This window comes from Bacillus litorisediminis, from assembly GCF_022808645.1.
Lineage (GTDB): Bacteria > Bacillota > Bacilli > Bacillales > JC228 > Bacillus_BF > Bacillus_BF litorisediminis.
In genome coordinates, this window is record NZ_JAKZKT010000001.1 from 180,031 (window position 1) to 195,921 (window position 15,891).

Below are 15,891 nucleotides of genomic sequence, written 5' to 3' on the forward strand. Positions count from 1 at the left end.
TTTTATTAAACGTTACTTTTTAAACTGTTTTACAGATAATTGTCTATCTTTTCCTGAGCATAATTGATACTCTTTTAGATAAGAGGTGATGGAAAATGCAATATAAAAATTTAGGTAAAACAGGGTTAAAAGTGTCCAATATATGTTTAGGCACGATGGCATTTGGCAGATGGATTGATGAACAAGCATCCTTCGCCATTATCGATGCTGCCCTGGAAAACGGGATTAATTTTATCGATACGGCCAATTATTATGGAAAGGGTCAGGACGCTGAAATCCCTTATGGGACTGGTGAATGTGAAGAAATTATTGGCAGGGCCCTAAAAGGAAGAAGAGACCAGGTGGTGCTGGCCACAAAAGTGGGCTTGAGTATGGGATTCGGAAAAAATGACAACGGTCTTTCCCGGACTCACATCATGCGAGAAGTCGAGCGCTCCTTAAAGCGCCTGCAAACCGATTATATCGATTTGTACCAGGTTCATCGCTTTGATCCGACAACACCTCTAGAAGAAACATTAAGAGCACTAGATGACCTCGTGCATCAAGGAAAGGTTCGTTATATTGGCTGCTCCAATTTTGCAGCCTGGCAAATTGCAAAAGCACACGGAATTAGTGAAAAGTTAAATCTAGCAAAATTCATCTCTGTTCAGCCCCAATATAATTTACTTTCCCGAGAAATTGAACAGGAACTATTGCCTTTCTGTGAATCCGAAGGCGTTGGGGTGTTAGTCTACAGTCCACTAGCCAGAGGGGTGTTATCTGGCAAGTACAAACTTCTCGCTGACAAACCGCCGGAAAGCCGAGCCGCACTCGGCGAGAGACTGATCAAAAATTACTTTACGGAAAGGAATTTTCAGTTAGTTAATGAGTATCGCGCTTTAGCCGAAGCCAATGGTGTAAATTTATCCCAATTCGCCCTGGCGTGGGTCTTAAATCAGCCTGCCGTTACTTCAGCTTTAATTGGAGCAAGTAAAGTTTCTCATCTGACGGATGCTGTTCAGATAAGCGATTGGAAATGGGATGAAAAATTGAAGGAACAGGTTGATTCATTAGGTGTGTAAGGCCATATGGACGGTTATCCAGTCACTTCGTTGAGTAATTCGTTCCAGTAATCCGGCGGTGAATTCGGTTATCTGGATCTGAGTTCTGTTTCCTGTGATTCAGTTCGTTTATTTACTATTGAATCCGGTTAACTGGCTCCTCAGTTCGGTTATCCGTCCCTGATTTCGGTTATTTCTCTCTTGAGTTCGTTTATCATCCCCCTCAGTTCGGTTATATGGCACTGAGTTCTGTTTCCAGCTATAAGTTTGGTTATTTTACTATGAAAACATATAAAACTTACATTTTTACATAAACAATGGGGTGCAGGACTAATTTAGGTCTTACACCCCATTTTTTTATCGGCAAAATTCATGTTCATCTCTATGCTCAAACTGCTCGCCTTCAAGCTGAATCGTGGTATGTTTAAGATGAAACTGCGATTTTAACAAATCCGTTGTGTTTTTCAAAATCGTATCTCGGTCTTCCGCCTCATTGACGACTAAGTGGCAGCTTAAAGCCAGAAAGTCAGAGGTAATCGTCCACACATGGAGGTCATGGACCTCCTTCACACCTGGGATTTTTAATAAGGCCGTTTTAACCTTTTGACAATCAATGTGAGCAGGTGTTCCTTCCATCAGCACATGGAAAGAATCTTTCGTCACCCGCCATCCGCTGACTAACACTAATATCGCAACAAGCACACTGGCGATTGGATCCGCAATATTCCAGTTAAAGAAAAAAATCAAAAGACCTGCAAGGATTGCACCAAAAGAACCAAGCATATCCCCGACTACATGGAGAAGGGCACTCCGTAAATTTAAGTTCCCGCTCGTATCGCCTCTCATTAAAATCCAAGCCACAATCAGATTGACAATTAAACCGATTACAGCAATTAATATCATGCCTGTGCTAACCTCAGGAGGTTCAAAAAAGCGATGATACGCTTCCCAAACAATATAAAGCGAAATGACTACTAACGTTATGCCATTAATGAAAGCAGCCAAAATTTCAAATCGTTTATATCCATACGTTTTCTGATCATTAGCAGCACGTTCCCCGATTTTAAATGCTATTAAGCTTAATCCGAGTGCGGCTGCATCACTTAGCATATGCCCCGCATCGCTGAGCAGAGCTAAACTATTGGTTAAAAATCCGCCGATGACCTCAACTATCATAAAGGCAAAAATCAAAATAAAACTGATTAAAAGAACCTTTTTATTTGCACTATGTGAATGATGATGGTGATGATGATCATGGCTATGACCATGATGATGAGAATGTCCCATGACTGCCCCCTCTCCTAATGGTGACTGGCATGCTTGATTGTTTGCTGAAGCAAGTTCATAACATGCTCGTCGTCATGTGAATAATATATGGTCGTTCCTTCACGGCGGTACTTAACAAGCCGCAAATTTTTCAAAAACCGAAGCTGGTGCGAAACAGTTGTTTGTAATAAGGATAACTGTTCAGCAATTTGATTTACCGAATATTCCTGGTGTGATAAAAGATGGAGAATCCGAATTCGTGTTGGATCCGATAGAGCTTTAAACGTTTGAGCCACTATAAATAAAGTTTCTTCATCTAAGTCTTTATGTGTAGTTTCGTTTTCATACGATTCTTTATGCTCCATTTTTTTACCACCTTTATGTTTGATTATATGAGCACGTGTTCATATATTACAATTTAATTGTAAAAAAATTTAGACAATGTGTCAATAAAGAAAAGACTGTTATTATGAAAAATGAATAGAAGATACAAAAACACTCCCTAATGGGAGCCGTTCCTTTGTGGCTTACGCTTCCGATCTTGCAGAACATTTAGTCCTCTGCTTCTACTGACAACGATTTCAAAATGATTTTTATTTGTATAATCAACGATAACTGGCCCTGGATCGCCATGTTAAATTATTGAAACACCCGCCTCTTTAGCCATTCTTTCTACATCTTTTATTCGGTCTTTATGTTTTTCACCAATGTCAGGTGAGTTCCAATTTTTCAGCACGTCTTCATACAAAAAACAGCCCCATGTTGGAGCCGTTTTTAATGAATTACTGTTACAAATACTTCCTATGCAATCCTTTTCCATCATACGAGAACAAGATCGGCTTATTCTCAACAACCGTTTCCAAATGGGCTGTACGGCCCCAAAGCTGATAAATGTAAGGCAGCACCTTTTCTAAATATTTTATATCCAGTTCAATCCCCTCGTACCAATGCTTGAGATACAGCTCGCCATTCCGCATGTAATCTCCATCATTTACAGTGATATACGGAAAACCGCCATTCACGCGCATACTTACGAGCTGGTCTCTAACCTGGGTCCATTCCTTATCGACAATCTTGTAGTCCTTCCCTTGCCGTTGGAAAAGATACATATCCTCTCGTGTTACCAAATCTTTGGTTAAATAATTACGTAAAAAGGAAATGTCGGATTCTAATTCTCTTACTTCAAATAATTTATCCCGGCCTGAGTTTGGCTGGACGCCTCTTTCTTTCATCTCTTCCGTTGGGTTATTCCATCGTTCTTCTATATCCTCAAAAATCTTTAATCCTAGATAATACGGGTTAATTCCTGTTCTCGATGGCTGCACAACGCCAGCGTTTAGTTTTGCAAATTCAACCGACTCATCTGAGGTTAAATCCATTTCACGGAGGATGCGCTGATGCCAATACGAAGCCCAGCCTTCGTTCATAATCTTTGTTTCAAGCTGTGGCCAAAAATACAGCATTTCCTCTCTCATCATGGTTACTATATCTCTTTGCCAATCTGCCAATTCCCGGCTATATTCTTCAATAAAGAGCAATAAATCCTTTTCAGGCTTCGGCGGAAATTTTTTATGCTTTTTCTTCCTCTCTTTTGGTTTGGGCTTCTCGTCCAACGACCAGAGATCATCATAAGGTGATTTGGCTGTTTCCTCTTCTCCCTCTTCCCATTCGATATCACTTAAGCTCCATGCCAGCTTTGGTCTCATTAAAGAAGGATCGATATGCTCCTCAATCGCGAGGACCGCATCTAATGTTTTTTCCACCTCTTCTTTTCCATATTGAATTTCATATTGACGGATTCGTTCTGCCGTAGCAGACATGCTTTCAATCATATCACGCTTCGTATTTTGGAAGCGGACGTTATTTTTAAAGAAATCACAATGGGCCAGAACATGAGCAACAATGAGTTTGTTTTGAATCAGCGTATTAGAGTCGAGCAAAAAAGCATAGCAAGGATCCGAATTAATGACTAACTCATAAATTTTACTTAGACCCAAATCATAGTGTAGCTTCATTTTATAAAATTGCTTACCGAAACTCCAATGCGAGAAACGTGTGGGCATTCCGTACGCACCAAACGTATAAATAATATCTGCTGGACAAATTTCATATCTCATCGGGTAAAAATCAAGCCCAAAACCTTTTGCTATCTCGGTAATCTCACTAATTGCATGCTCCAATTCTTTCCGATCATCCGTATTCATTGGCGACTCCCCCTTATGCCCTTTACCACAATGTATGAAATTAGGAGCTATAACATGTACGGGTAAAATAAGAATGGGCTAGCCTTTATTGTAAAAAATGAAGGCTGTATTCGTATAGTTGGTGCCAATAACGCCCAGTTAAAAGATACTTCGCTATTCGATTTGTCAGAAAAGTAGCCTGGTTCGATTTGAACCAGGCATACTCTGTTTCTTATTCTTTTTCTAAAAATGCTATCTCCACTTTCCCTCCATTGCCTCGTACGGCTTCAATATGCTCTTCTGCCGTTTCTTCATCTGTAATAATCAAATCAAAGACATCCACAGGCAGGATGTGTACAAAGTTTGTAATGCCAAACCCCCAATGTCCCATTAAACAAATTGATTTTCTCGCCTGTTTATGAATTACTCTTGCGCCTACTGCTACTTCAGGGGTTGCGGTGGAAAGTCCTCTTTCGTTTAAAGCCCCCCCAGTGAGAAAAGCGAGATCGAAATTAAACTGTTTGATCATTTCATTGGTAAAGGCGTCCGACATATTGCCGGATTTTTTCACTTTGCCACCAATTAAAAAGCAATCAATATTGTCCGCAGTTCTTAAAACATCCGCTATTCTAAGTGAATTCGTCACAACCGTGAACTGGACGTCTTCCGGCAAATACTTTAACATAAAGTAGTGTATGGAGGCTCCGCCGATAAAGACAGTTTGCCCTGCTTTAATAAAAGATGCCGCTTTTTTCGCTATCGCGTTTCCGTAATCATCCCCATGATTGTAACGCTGATCGCTAGGGGCAGGGAATAAACGAATCTGTCTTGCCGGAATGGCGCCTCCATGTGTTCTTTGTAATAACCCTTTTTCCTCCATAATCGATAAATCCCTGCGGATGGAATCGATGGATACATTGAAATGATCTGCTAAATCTTTAACAAGAACCCTGCCCGTTTCTTCTAAAAGCTTTAAAATCTCTTCTCTTCTTTCTTCAGAAAACATGTACATTTCCCCTTTTTGATTTTGTTTTTTTTAAACCTACAATCCTCCTTTCTTTTATTTTCGGAAGCTCTTCCTATACTTGGAATTCCTTCCAATTCCATTTTATTCGACTTTATTCTCGTTTTCAATGATTTTATTTCCGTTTTATTCATCTTTTATAAATAAAATCAGAACAAACATGAAATGGATCACAAAAAGAAAGAAGCCCGATTTGTTTATCGAGCTTCTTGGACTGAAATATCTAATATTTTTTTGTTTCTTGGATCATGTGTTACAAGGACAACAACTCTTTTTGGTCTTCCCGATTCGGTTACTCTAAATTCGAAAGAATCTTGTACTCTGTTTTCATTCACCCTTTTTCTTCCTAAGTACTGATACTCTTGAACTGGGGCACCAGGATAATCCTCTTTAACAAGTGCTATTGCCACTCTTCCGTATTTTTCATAATCGACTTGTCCCTCTGCTTGCTGATGGCCAACTGCACTAAAAAGAAACGAAATCAAGATAATACATGATAAAAACTTTTTCATGATTTCCTCCTGTTTTTGCTTTTATTATTCATGTTATCGGTCACTTTTATGTATAAAATTTTTGTCTTTATAGAATGTGCAATGTTCACTTGTTATTTTTGGTCATTTCCTCAACTGTCTTTTCTTGATTTGTCCTTATGACGGACTTTTCCTCAAAAGCCTGGTCACTTATGGGTATACCTCCAATTTGTAACGATGCCGTCGTATCGGCATCTCCAACTTTTGTAGAACAAATTTCAAAACAAACCACATACACTATGAGTAACTCCTGAGAGAGGAGGGGAACGAATGAATACGGTCGATTATGATCGAGCTTTATACTATACGCATCGTTCTCAATGGGATAACCTTTTGCTTTTGATGGTTCGCACAAAGGATGACATGCTGTCCAAGAAAATTGAGCATTTCCTGCATGCATATCAATTTTCTAAAGATTATTCTCTCATCGAAAGTCACCTTTATGCGCTTCTTCGTTACATTGACCATGCCACGGCAACACTTGAATGGACACAGGCGAAACAGGATAATGGAATTGAAATGATAAAGGGCTGAAGTTAAAGGCAGTAGAGAAACAAAGGGCGCTATAGCAAATAAAAATGACGGCTGGTGTAAAAGGGACACCAGCCGTCTTTCTCATACTTATTGATTTTGAATCAGTCCGATTTTGACTGCAAATAAGGCCGCTTGCGTACGGTCTGATAATTCAAGTTTTGCCAAGATATTGGAAACATGTGTTTTGACTGTTTTCTCTGTGATATAGAGAGAAGCGGCAATTTCCTTGTTGCTTTTTCCTTTTGCGATTTCAATAAGCACTTCTTTTTCACGAGTGGTTAACTCGTCTATTTTTGCATCCTCTTTCCGTTTTTTTGTAAATTGACTCACGATTTGATCTGTCGCCTTTGGATGAAGGGATTTTCCTCCATGTGCTACTTCGTGAATGGCTTGAACCAGTATATCGGGTTCCACGTCTTTTAATTGATATCCGTCTGCCCCAGCTTCAATAGCAGGAATTACCTGATCCTGATCGGAAAAACTGGTTAAAATAATAATACGGATATTGGGATTTCTGGCCTTTATTTTTTTTGTAGCCTCAATCCCGTTTAAACCCGGCATTAATAAGTCCATTAATACAAGATCCGGCTGTAAGTCTTCAGCTAGTTGAATCACTTCATTTCCATTACTCGCCTCTCCAATGACTGTTATATCGGACTGTGTCTTTAGAAAAAACACCAGACCCCGCCGCACGATTGGATGATCATCTGCAATTATTAATTTTATCCCCATTTTTCACGCCTGCCTTAAAATGGAATCTTTACTTGAATCTCTGTGCCGTAATTAGGCTTACTCACTAAAGAAAAAGTTCCGCCTGCTGATTCTACTCTTGTTTTCATATTACTCAATCCCAATGTCGGGATCATATTATTTTCCTGGAAAGTAAACCCGCAGCCCTTATCTTTAATGGACAGCACAACTTCCCTTTTTAAGTGTTCTATCTTAACCCATATTTCATTGGTACCTGCATGCTTTTTACAATTATTCAATGCTTCCTGACTAACGCGCCACAATACCTCCTCTACATGGGAGGGAAGATTTCCTATTCCTATGATTTTTTCGCGTACATGGAGGTTAAGCATTTCCCCATAGCTAGTAATAGCCTTCATTAGACCTTCCTCAAGCCCAATCGGTTTTAATTGCCAAATCAGGGCTCTCATTTCACTTAAGGCTTGCTGAGCTAGCTCCTGAATATATTGGAAGGTTTCTTTGACCTCCTGATCTTCTGTCATTTCTTTTCCGCCCCTAGCCGTTAAGGTCATCGAAAATAATAACTGGTTGACAGAGTCATGGAGATCCCGAGCCAGCCGATTTCTTTCTTCCCGCAAAGCCATTTCCTGCTCCTTTTTTGTTAACTGAATCCGCTTTATGGCTGCTCCAATTTGGTGGGCAGTTGCTTCTAAGAGCGCTAGTTCTTCTTCAGTAAAAAAGGTTTTATTGGGAGACGCCACATTGATCAGTCCAAACCGTTCATTTCCTACATGTAACGGGACTGTGGCATGATGCGTAATTCCGCACGTCTCACCAAACTCTTGCTTTGTGACATTTTCAATCCGCTGACATTCAATAATATTAGAGGCTTTATGCAAAGTCCCATTGTTAAATTTATTGACACACCAGCATCCGCCTTTACACATGGGAGAAAGTTGATTATATTGTAAAGCTGGAGGCAAATTTTCGTAAGCAGCCAGCTTATGCTTCCCATTTTTTTTAATCAGAAAAATCCACCCGGTTGAAAGTCCCGTCAGCGTCAGCAATTTCTTTAATACTTCTTGTAAGGTCACTTGAATATCTGTTGCCTCATTCAAGAGCTCGGCAATATTTTTAAGAACATTTAGTCGATTTGCGGATGCTCCCATACTTTCTCCCCCTTACATCTTATTTGTATTATATCCCCTATTTACATGAAAGACTTTATATATAAAGAATGAAATGGTCTACGACTAAAGTCTGATTCAATTCTAAGTTAACCTTTTCGACAGTTTCCTTTATAATTCCTGTGTTGATTTTTTAGCGATCAGTAAAGAAAACTTGGATAGCTCCAAGCCTATATGCGCAGACGATTGCCTAGTTGAGATTATCACGCTCGAAACGCCAAGTCCAAATGTATCGCTAGACTGGGCCATCCTTTCTGTCGTGGTTTATTCCTTAAAATGTTGACTGTGCGGAATAATGCTTCATTGCTAAAATTTTATAAGTACAGTTAAAAAAGAGCTTAGAGACCATTTCCTCTAAGCTCTTTTTAAAGCAATTTCATTTATAGCACTTCATGAATCCTTTTTGTATTTCACTTCATATATATCGTGACGACGATCCTTTAAGTGCTGAACAGTTCCGTCCTGTCTCTGCCTTCTTAAAATCTCAAGATCCACATCGCCAATTACAACCATTTCAATATTGGGATTGGTTTGCCCTACAATTCCGTCGCGTGCAAATTCAAAATCAGACGGTGAAAAAATCGCAGATTGTGCATACTGAATATCCATATTCTCTGTTTGCGGCAAATGCCCGACAGTTCCGGAAATAACGGTATATGCCTGATTTTCTACAGCTCTGGCCTGTGCACAATACCGGACCCGCAGATAGCCTTGCCGATCTTCTGTGCAAAATCGAACAAAAATAATTTTTGCTCCCCTGCTTGTCATTATTCTCGCTACCTCAGGAAATTCAATATCATAACAGATTGCGATTGCGATTCTGCCGCAATCCGTATCAAATACTTTAATGGTGTCTCCCCTGCTGACACCCCACCATTTTCTCTCATTGCGGGTGATGTGAAGCTTATATTGTTTATCAATCGACCCATCCCTTCGAAATAGGTATGCAATATTATAAATTTTATGGTCATCCTCTTCGACTATATGAGAACCTCCAATGATATTGACGTTGTACTTAACAGCCAAATCCGTGAACAATTGGATATACGGCTCGGTGTATTCTGTTAACTTGCGAATTGCTACGTTTGGAGCTTTTTCATCCAAAAATGACATTAACTGTGTTGTAAGAAGCTCAGGAAATACCACAAAATCAGAAGCGGCATTGTAAGCTACATCCACATAATACTCAACTTGATGGGCAAATTCTTCAAAAGAGTGAATTTGCCTCATTCCATATTGGACAACACAAATTCGAACTGGAAAACTTGTCTTAAAGAAACGCTTCGACTTTGGCTGATAATCAACATTGTTCCATTCCATTAAAGTTGCATATGTATTGGAAGCTTTATCATCGGGCAGGTAGTTAGGGTTAATTCTTTTTAAAGTAAACCCATTAAATAATTGAAAAGACATAACGGGATCGTAAATATTTCGCATCCTGACCTGCTCAACATACTCTTTCGGAGACATTTTATCCGCATATTTATGATAATAAGGAATTCGGCCGCCAATAATGATACTTTTTAAATTTAGCCTTCTTGCCAAATCTTTTCTCGCCTCATAGAGCCGGTGGCCTAATTTCATTCGCCGATAATCAGGATGAACCATGACCTCAATCCCGTATAGATTATACCCTTCTGGATTATGGTTTGTTATATAGCCTTCATCGGTAATATCATCCCATGTATGAAGGTCATCATATTCATGAAAATCTATAATCAGACTGGAGGAAGAAGCTATGATTTCTCCGTCGTACTCCACCACAAATTGACCTTCAGGAAAAATCTCAAGATGACTTTCCAGCTGGTCACGTTTCCATGGAATCATACCCGGGAAACAGATTTTCTCCAGTTTAATAATATCGTCTATATCTTTCTTTTCCGTGTTTCGGACAATCACTTTTTTCTCAAATTTAGACAGGTCAAGCTTCGTCATATATCATTTTCCCTCACAATTTTGTACTTTAGATTTGAAGCTATCATTATTTTGGCATGAAAGAAGATCTTTTATTTTAAGTGTAGTATCTAAAGTAAAAAAATAAGACAAGTAATTCGATTTTTTATAACCGAATTACTTGTCTATCTTTAAATGCTATAATGATATACCCTTGCTTCCCATGGGTTTAATGTTATCTCTCTAGAAAATGGCTGGTGTTCATCATTGCTGATTAGGATTTTGGGTTCAGACTTTGGCTGGATCTCTTCCGGCACTTGTAATGTTTGTGTATGACCCGATACATTGGTCGAAATAAACAGCTGCTGATCCTCTAAAGTCCTAGTATAAGCATAAACATGAGGATGTTCCTTCAAAAAAAGCTCATACTTTCCGTAAACAATGATTTCATGCTGTTTCCTTAGCTGAATCAGCTTTTTATAATAGTGAAAGACCGAATTCTGATCCCCTACTGCTTTTTCAGCATTAATATCCACATAATTAGGATTCACTTTAATCCATGGGATACCTGTGGTAAAGCCGGCATGCTCGCTTCCATTCCATTGCATGGGGGTTCTGGAATTATCGCGTCCTTTTACATATATCGATTTCATGATTTCTTCATGACTCTTTCCCGCTGCAATTTTTTCTTTGTACATATTAAGTGTTTCAATGTCCCGATAATCATCAAGTGATTCAAACCGGACGTTAGTCATGCCCAATTCCTCACCCTGATAGATATAAGGCGTCCCTTGCATCATATGCAATAGGGTTCCTAGCATTTTTGCAGACTTTACCCTATACATTTGATCATCACCAAGACGGGAGACAATTCTTGGCTGATCATGATTATTCCAATATAAACTGTTCCAGCCTCTTTCAAAGAGCTCTACCTGCCATTTAGTGAGAATTTCTTTTAATCTCACCAAATCAAATGGGCGCAGATCCCATTTGCCCTCTGGACCTGAATCTATATCTACATGCTCAAATTGAAACACCATATTGAGTTCTTTACGATCCTCAGCGGTATAATCGATTGCATGCTGCGGTCTCACACCAGGCATTTCTCCGACTGTCAGGATATCATACTTTGACAACACTTCTTGATTCATTTCCTGAAGAAATTCATGAATGCGCGGACCGTTCATAAAATAACGGCTTCCCGACACATAATTCTCGCCATGGGGATTGGGTGCATCTGGTAAGTCTTCAACCTTTGAAATAAAATTAATCACGTCCATCCGGAATCCGTCTACGCCTTTATCGAGCCAAAACTTCATCATATCGTAGACTTCTTTTCGTACCTTTGGATTTTCCCAATTTAAATCAGGCTGTTTCTTCGAAAAGATATGTAAATAGTATTCGTCTGTCGTTTCATCATATTGCCAGGCGGAACCGCTGAACGCCGACTCCCAATTGTTCGGTTCTTTTCCATCTTTTCCTGGTCTCCAAATATAATAATCGCGATATGGGTTATCCTTTGATTTTCTTGATTCAACAAACCAGGCATGTTCATCTGAGGTATGATTTACTACTAAATCCATTACGAGCTTAATTCCCCGTTTATGCATCTCCTCTAATAACTGTTCCCAATCCTGCATCGTCCCGAATTCGTCCATGATATTTCTATAATCACTAATGTCATATCCATTGTCATCGTTTGGCGATTCATAAACAGGCGAAAGCCAGATCACATCAATACCCAGTTCCTTTAAATAATCCAATTTTTGAATGATCCCAGGAATATCTCCGATTCCATCCCCATTGGAGTCATAAAAGCTGCGCGGATATATTTGATAAACGACTGCTTCCTTCCACCATTTACGAGCTTGCATAGTCTATCCCTCTTTCGATTTAGTTTATCTTACACTAGCTTACTTGTTTTCTAAAGGTTCGTCTATTGTTCGGATATACATAATATTGTCAAACAATTTCAATTTACTTTTAGTAACCAAGCATACTATAATTTGAGAGTAGAAGGTGAGGGGTTCTGCTTTGAAAAAAGATCAAAGAGAAACGTATTTATTTATAGCATGGGCTGCATCCGTGGTGGCGATGTTCGGCAGCTTATATTTTTCTGAAATACGGATGTATGAGCCATGTGTCTTATGCTGGTATCAACGGATCTTGATGTATCCGCAAGCGATTATTTTAGGAATCGCCGTAGTTAAAAAGGATTTTTCTATCAGTTTTTATACATTAATCCTATCATCCATTGGTGCTTTCATATCTCTATACCACTACTCTATTCAAAAAGTGAGTTTTCTGGCTGACCATGCTATTTCGTGTGGACGAGTCTCTTGTACAGGCGAATATATTAACTGGTTTGGATTTGTAACGATTCCTTTCCTTGCGCTAATCGCCTTTATTATCATCATTATCTGCAGCTTATTAACCCTGAAAAAAGGAGTGAAATCATGAAAAAAGTTCTTATTTTCTTAGCAATCATTGTCGTTTTATTCGGAGGAATGGCATTTTTAAATTATGCTCAAAATGCAGATAAATTAAAGGACAATCCATACGGTACCAATAATTTAAAACAGTCAACCATTGATTTAATTGGTGATCCCTTATATGACAATATCATCCTTCCTGATGATTTAGAGGAAAAATTGGCTAATAAAGAGGACGTAACCGTTTATTTCTTTAGCCCTGAGTGTGTTCACTGTCAGGCCACTACCCCTATTATTGACCCGATGACAGAAGACATGGGAATTGACCTTGTCAAATACAATATCTTAGAATTTGAACAAGGCTGGGATGATTACGCAATTGAAGCAACTCCAACTATTATTCATTTTAAAGATGGCGAAGAGTACAAACGGATAACAGGAGCTCAGGATGAAAAAGTATTTAAAGATTTCTTCACAGAAACGGTTGCCGCCAAATAACCCGGATACAAAATAAGTGCTAACGATTTAAAAGTTAGCACTTTCTTTATTATTAAATCAAAAATTGATTGGCTGGTCTTACATAGGAGCTAAACCCATTCGCACTGCCTTTCACCGATTGAAAACATCGAAAGGAGAACGGGAAGCTTAGTCCAAAATTCTGCAATATACGGACATTTTCATCGAAAATTTCCCTGTACTTCTCATCAACCTTTTCTCGATTTTTCACTTCTAAAATGGCTATAATAGTTTGTAAGCTTGAAATAACCTGAAAGGCTTCTTTTAATGTACCAACATACTCATAGTGCCTTTCAGTCATATGTAAGACATCCATATCTTCAAAGGATTCAATCTCATCATCAAGAAAATATTGTGGGAAAATGTCTGAATACATATAAGAAACGAGTTCTTTAATTTTTTCCTCTTGTTCCTTTGTCGAGGCGTATACTACTTTCACTCACCGACCCACCTTTTGTCATCACTCTGTAATCTACTCGTAATATATTATCTAGAATAACATAGGTCAGCGTTTATCGTCGGTGGTAATTTAAGGCATAATAATGCCAATTTGTAATTTGATAAGGAGTTCTGGTCATGCAAGTCAATCGGCAAGGTCCTTACCTCATTTTTCCTGTAAAAGAAGAATGGGAAGGGCTTACATTACAGGATATTTTTAAAAAGAAATGGGTCCTTCCAAAAAAATTAGTTCACGATTGGCGGATGAATCGCGCTGTTTTAGTAAATGGAGACGATCACCATTGGCATCTCCCTTGTAACAAAGGGGATTTAATGAAAATTAAAGTGTTACAAGAACAGGATTTTTTGGTTGAGCCACAGTATGCAGAAATTCATATTCTGTTTGAAGATGACCATTGTATGGTGGTCAACAAGCCTCCTCATATGAAAACTCATCCGACTGAGGAAAAGAACGAGTTAACGCTGCTTCATGCTGCAAGTTTTCACGTTATGGCATCAGGAGAAAGTAGAAAGGTACGTCCGATTCACCGGTTAGACCGAGATACGACGGGGGCCGTTCTATTTTCAAAGCATGAGCTTGCTGGTGTTTTATTAGATAATCAATTAACTAAGAAGAAAGTACACCGAACCTATTGGGCTATTGTAGAGGGAGTTCCGAGCCAGAAAAAAGGGACGATTCATGGACCTATTGGTCGGGACAGACACCATCCGACCCGAAGAAGAGTCTCACCTGGCGGACAATCGGCAGTCACACATTATGAAGTGTTAGAGACCAGTAAAAAAATGAACCGTTCTTTGATACTTTGTACACTTGAAACCGGCCGAACCCACCAAATTCGAGTCCATCTAAGCTACATTGGACATCCGCTTGTAGGGGATCAGCTTTATGGAGGTTCTTCCAGCTTCTATCGCCCGGCCCTCCATGGGATAGAATTGTCTTTTATCCATCCTTTGCTAGAAGAAAACATTACAATGAAAGCACCATTCTTGGATAAAATGATGGACCTGTTAACATAAAAGGCTGTCCCTTCCATTTTTTCGGGACAGCCTTTTACACACTTCATTTTAGCTGTTTAATCCGCTTTTCACCCATTTTGCAACTTCTACAGTTCGTTTGGCCTGATGTTTCACAGCACCTTCTACGTCCTCAATCATTTTTCCTTCCTGATTAACTGTTACAGATGTCCCATATGGATTTCCCCCTGCTGTAAAGGTAACAGGATCTGTATAACCAGGTGAAGCAATGATTGCACCCCAGTGCATCATCGTTGTATATAGAGCGGTAATTGTCTGCTCTTGACCACCGTGAGAATTACCAGCACTGCTCATTGCACTGACAACTTTATTCGCTAGTTTACCTTGTGCCCAAAGTCCGCCGGTAATATCTAAAAATTGTTTCATCTGCGATGGAACATTGCCAAAACGGGTAGGGCAACTGAAGATAATAGCGTCTGCCCATTCTAGATCATCTGGAGTTGCCTCTGGGACATGTTTGGTCTCATCATAATGTTGTTTCCAAACAGGGTTCGACGAAATCGCCGCTTCAGGTGCCAGTTCTTTAACTTTTAATACCTTAACCTCGGCTCCCGCCTCTCTCCCGCCGATTTCTGCCCACTGTGCCAATTGATAATTTGTTCCAGTTGAGCTGTAATAAATGATCGCTAAATTCACATTTGCCATGTCCATTATCACCTCACAAGGTTGATTCTACTAAGTGGTAGATCATTTTAGATTTTAACCACTGCCTCCATATTTATTCGAAGCTTTAGTTGGAAGAGTAAGGGATGCCGGGAGAATCGGGAAAGTGTTTGCTTTGGAGAGTAAAAACTCCGCAAAAGCGGAGTTTCAGACTGTAGACAAACTCGATAATATCGAGTTTGCCTACAGTCTTTTTTGATTTACAATATTTATAATGAGATATCTAGAGGTGATGGATTATGATGACGAGAAACAATAATATTGAAAGAGACCAATTAGAAGTGATCGCGATTGACCAACTAGTACCACAAGATCATTTAGTACGTAAAATTGAATCAGCTATTGATTTCTCCTTCATATATCCATTGGTGGAAAACCTCTATTCAACGGTTGGCCGTCCGAGTATTGATCCTGTTGTGTTGATTAAAATGACATTTAT

General features: G+C 39.3%; 16 protein-coding genes and 1 pseudogene. 6 read left to right on the top strand and 11 right to left on the bottom strand.

Annotated elements, in window-relative coordinates:
* Positions 1–95 precede the first annotated feature (95 nt).
* Positions 96–1,061, top strand: a complete 966-nt coding sequence (locus tag MLE14_RS00870; RefSeq protein WP_243296344.1) for an aldo/keto reductase — start codon at positions 96–98, stop codon at positions 1,059–1,061.
* 336 nt (positions 1,062–1,397) lie between these two features.
* Here MLE14_RS00870 and MLE14_RS00875 read toward each other — a convergent pair whose 3' ends face one another.
* The 5 genes from MLE14_RS00875 to MLE14_RS00895 all read right to left on the bottom strand — a co-directional run bounded on the left by MLE14_RS00875 (position 1,398) and on the right by MLE14_RS00895 (position 6,025).
* Positions 1,398–2,327 carry a cation diffusion facilitator family transporter gene (locus MLE14_RS00875; RefSeq protein WP_243296345.1) on the bottom strand — a complete coding sequence of 310 codons (930 nt, stop codon included), beginning with the start codon at positions 2,325–2,327 and terminating at the stop codon, positions 1,398–1,400.
* Between the two features lie 14 nt (positions 2,328–2,341).
* Positions 2,342–2,671 carry an ArsR/SmtB family transcription factor gene (locus MLE14_RS00880; protein WP_243296346.1) on the bottom strand — a complete coding sequence of 110 codons (330 nt, stop codon included), beginning with the start codon at positions 2,669–2,671 and terminating at the stop codon, positions 2,342–2,344.
* Positions 2,672–3,094: 423 nt separating this feature from the next.
* Entirely contained in the window at positions 3,095–4,510 is a 1,416-nt protein-coding gene (locus tag MLE14_RS00885; protein ID WP_243296347.1) for a SpoVR family protein, read from the bottom strand.
* A gap of 211 nt (positions 4,511–4,721) precedes the next feature.
* A complete protein-coding gene (locus MLE14_RS00890) occupies positions 4,722–5,495 on the bottom strand; it encodes a DeoR/GlpR family DNA-binding transcription regulator (RefSeq protein ID WP_243296348.1) in 774 nt (257 codons plus the stop codon).
* A 215-nt stretch (positions 5,496–5,710) separates the two neighbouring features.
* Entirely contained in the window at positions 5,711–6,025 is a 315-nt protein-coding gene (locus MLE14_RS00895) for a DUF3889 domain-containing protein (RefSeq protein WP_243296349.1), read from the bottom strand.
* A gap of 288 nt (positions 6,026–6,313) precedes the next feature.
* Here MLE14_RS00895 and MLE14_RS00900 point away from each other — a divergent pair, with 288 nt between their 5' ends.
* On the top strand, positions 6,314–6,577 hold the full coding sequence (locus MLE14_RS00900) for a YhdB family protein (protein WP_243296350.1): 264 nt from the start codon (positions 6,314–6,316) through the stop codon (positions 6,575–6,577).
* A gap of 87 nt (positions 6,578–6,664) precedes the next feature.
* Here MLE14_RS00900 and MLE14_RS00905 read toward each other — a convergent pair whose 3' ends face one another.
* The 4 genes from MLE14_RS00905 to MLE14_RS00920 all read right to left on the bottom strand — a co-directional run bounded on the left by MLE14_RS00905 (position 6,665) and on the right by MLE14_RS00920 (position 12,221).
* Entirely contained in the window at positions 6,665–7,309 is a 645-nt protein-coding gene (locus MLE14_RS00905; protein ID WP_243296351.1) for a response regulator, read from the bottom strand.
* Between the two features lie 14 nt (positions 7,310–7,323).
* Positions 7,324–8,436: a GAF domain-containing sensor histidine kinase gene (locus MLE14_RS00910; protein ID WP_243296352.1), complete on the bottom strand. Its 1,113-nt coding sequence runs from the start codon at positions 8,434–8,436 to the stop codon at positions 7,324–7,326.
* 408 nt (positions 8,437–8,844) lie between these two features.
* A complete protein-coding gene (locus MLE14_RS00915) occupies positions 8,845–10,389 on the bottom strand; it encodes a bifunctional GNAT family N-acetyltransferase/carbon-nitrogen hydrolase family protein (RefSeq protein ID WP_243296353.1) in 1,545 nt (514 codons plus the stop codon).
* 149 nt (positions 10,390–10,538) lie between these two features.
* Positions 10,539–12,221: a glycoside hydrolase family 13 protein gene (locus MLE14_RS00920; RefSeq protein ID WP_243296354.1), complete on the bottom strand. Its 1,683-nt coding sequence runs from the start codon at positions 12,219–12,221 to the stop codon at positions 10,539–10,541.
* Positions 12,222–12,381: 160 nt separating this feature from the next.
* On the opposite strand from MLE14_RS00920, the gene MLE14_RS00925 reads away from it, so the two are divergent.
* Entirely contained in the window at positions 12,382–12,807 is a 426-nt protein-coding gene (locus MLE14_RS00925) for a disulfide oxidoreductase (protein WP_279326326.1), read from the top strand.
* Positions 12,804–13,277, top strand: a complete 474-nt coding sequence (locus MLE14_RS00930) for a thioredoxin family protein (RefSeq protein WP_243296355.1) — start codon at positions 12,804–12,806, stop codon at positions 13,275–13,277. Before MLE14_RS00925 ends, MLE14_RS00930 begins: the two co-directional genes overlap by 4 nt.
* A gap of 52 nt (positions 13,278–13,329) precedes the next feature.
* Here the strand turns inward: MLE14_RS00930 and MLE14_RS00935 are convergent, their stop codons facing one another.
* Positions 13,330–13,734 (bottom strand): YhcU family protein, encoded by a 405-nt coding sequence (locus tag MLE14_RS00935; RefSeq protein WP_243296356.1) that lies wholly within the window; start codon positions 13,732–13,734, stop codon positions 13,330–13,332.
* A gap of 137 nt (positions 13,735–13,871) precedes the next feature.
* On the opposite strand from MLE14_RS00935, the gene MLE14_RS00940 reads away from it, so the two are divergent.
* Entirely contained in the window at positions 13,872–14,771 is a 900-nt protein-coding gene (locus MLE14_RS00940) for an RluA family pseudouridine synthase (protein ID WP_243296357.1), read from the top strand.
* A gap of 48 nt (positions 14,772–14,819) precedes the next feature.
* On the opposite strand, the gene wrbA is transcribed toward MLE14_RS00940, so the two are convergent.
* On the bottom strand, positions 14,820–15,434 hold the full coding sequence (gene wrbA / locus MLE14_RS00945; protein ID WP_243296358.1) for an NAD(P)H:quinone oxidoreductase: 615 nt from the start codon (positions 15,432–15,434) through the stop codon (positions 14,820–14,822).
* A 257-nt stretch (positions 15,435–15,691) separates the two neighbouring features.
* On the opposite strand from wrbA, the pseudogene MLE14_RS00950 reads away from it, so the two are divergent.
* Positions 15,692–15,891, top strand: a pseudogene (locus tag MLE14_RS00950) (IS5/IS1182 family transposase); the annotation flags it as partial.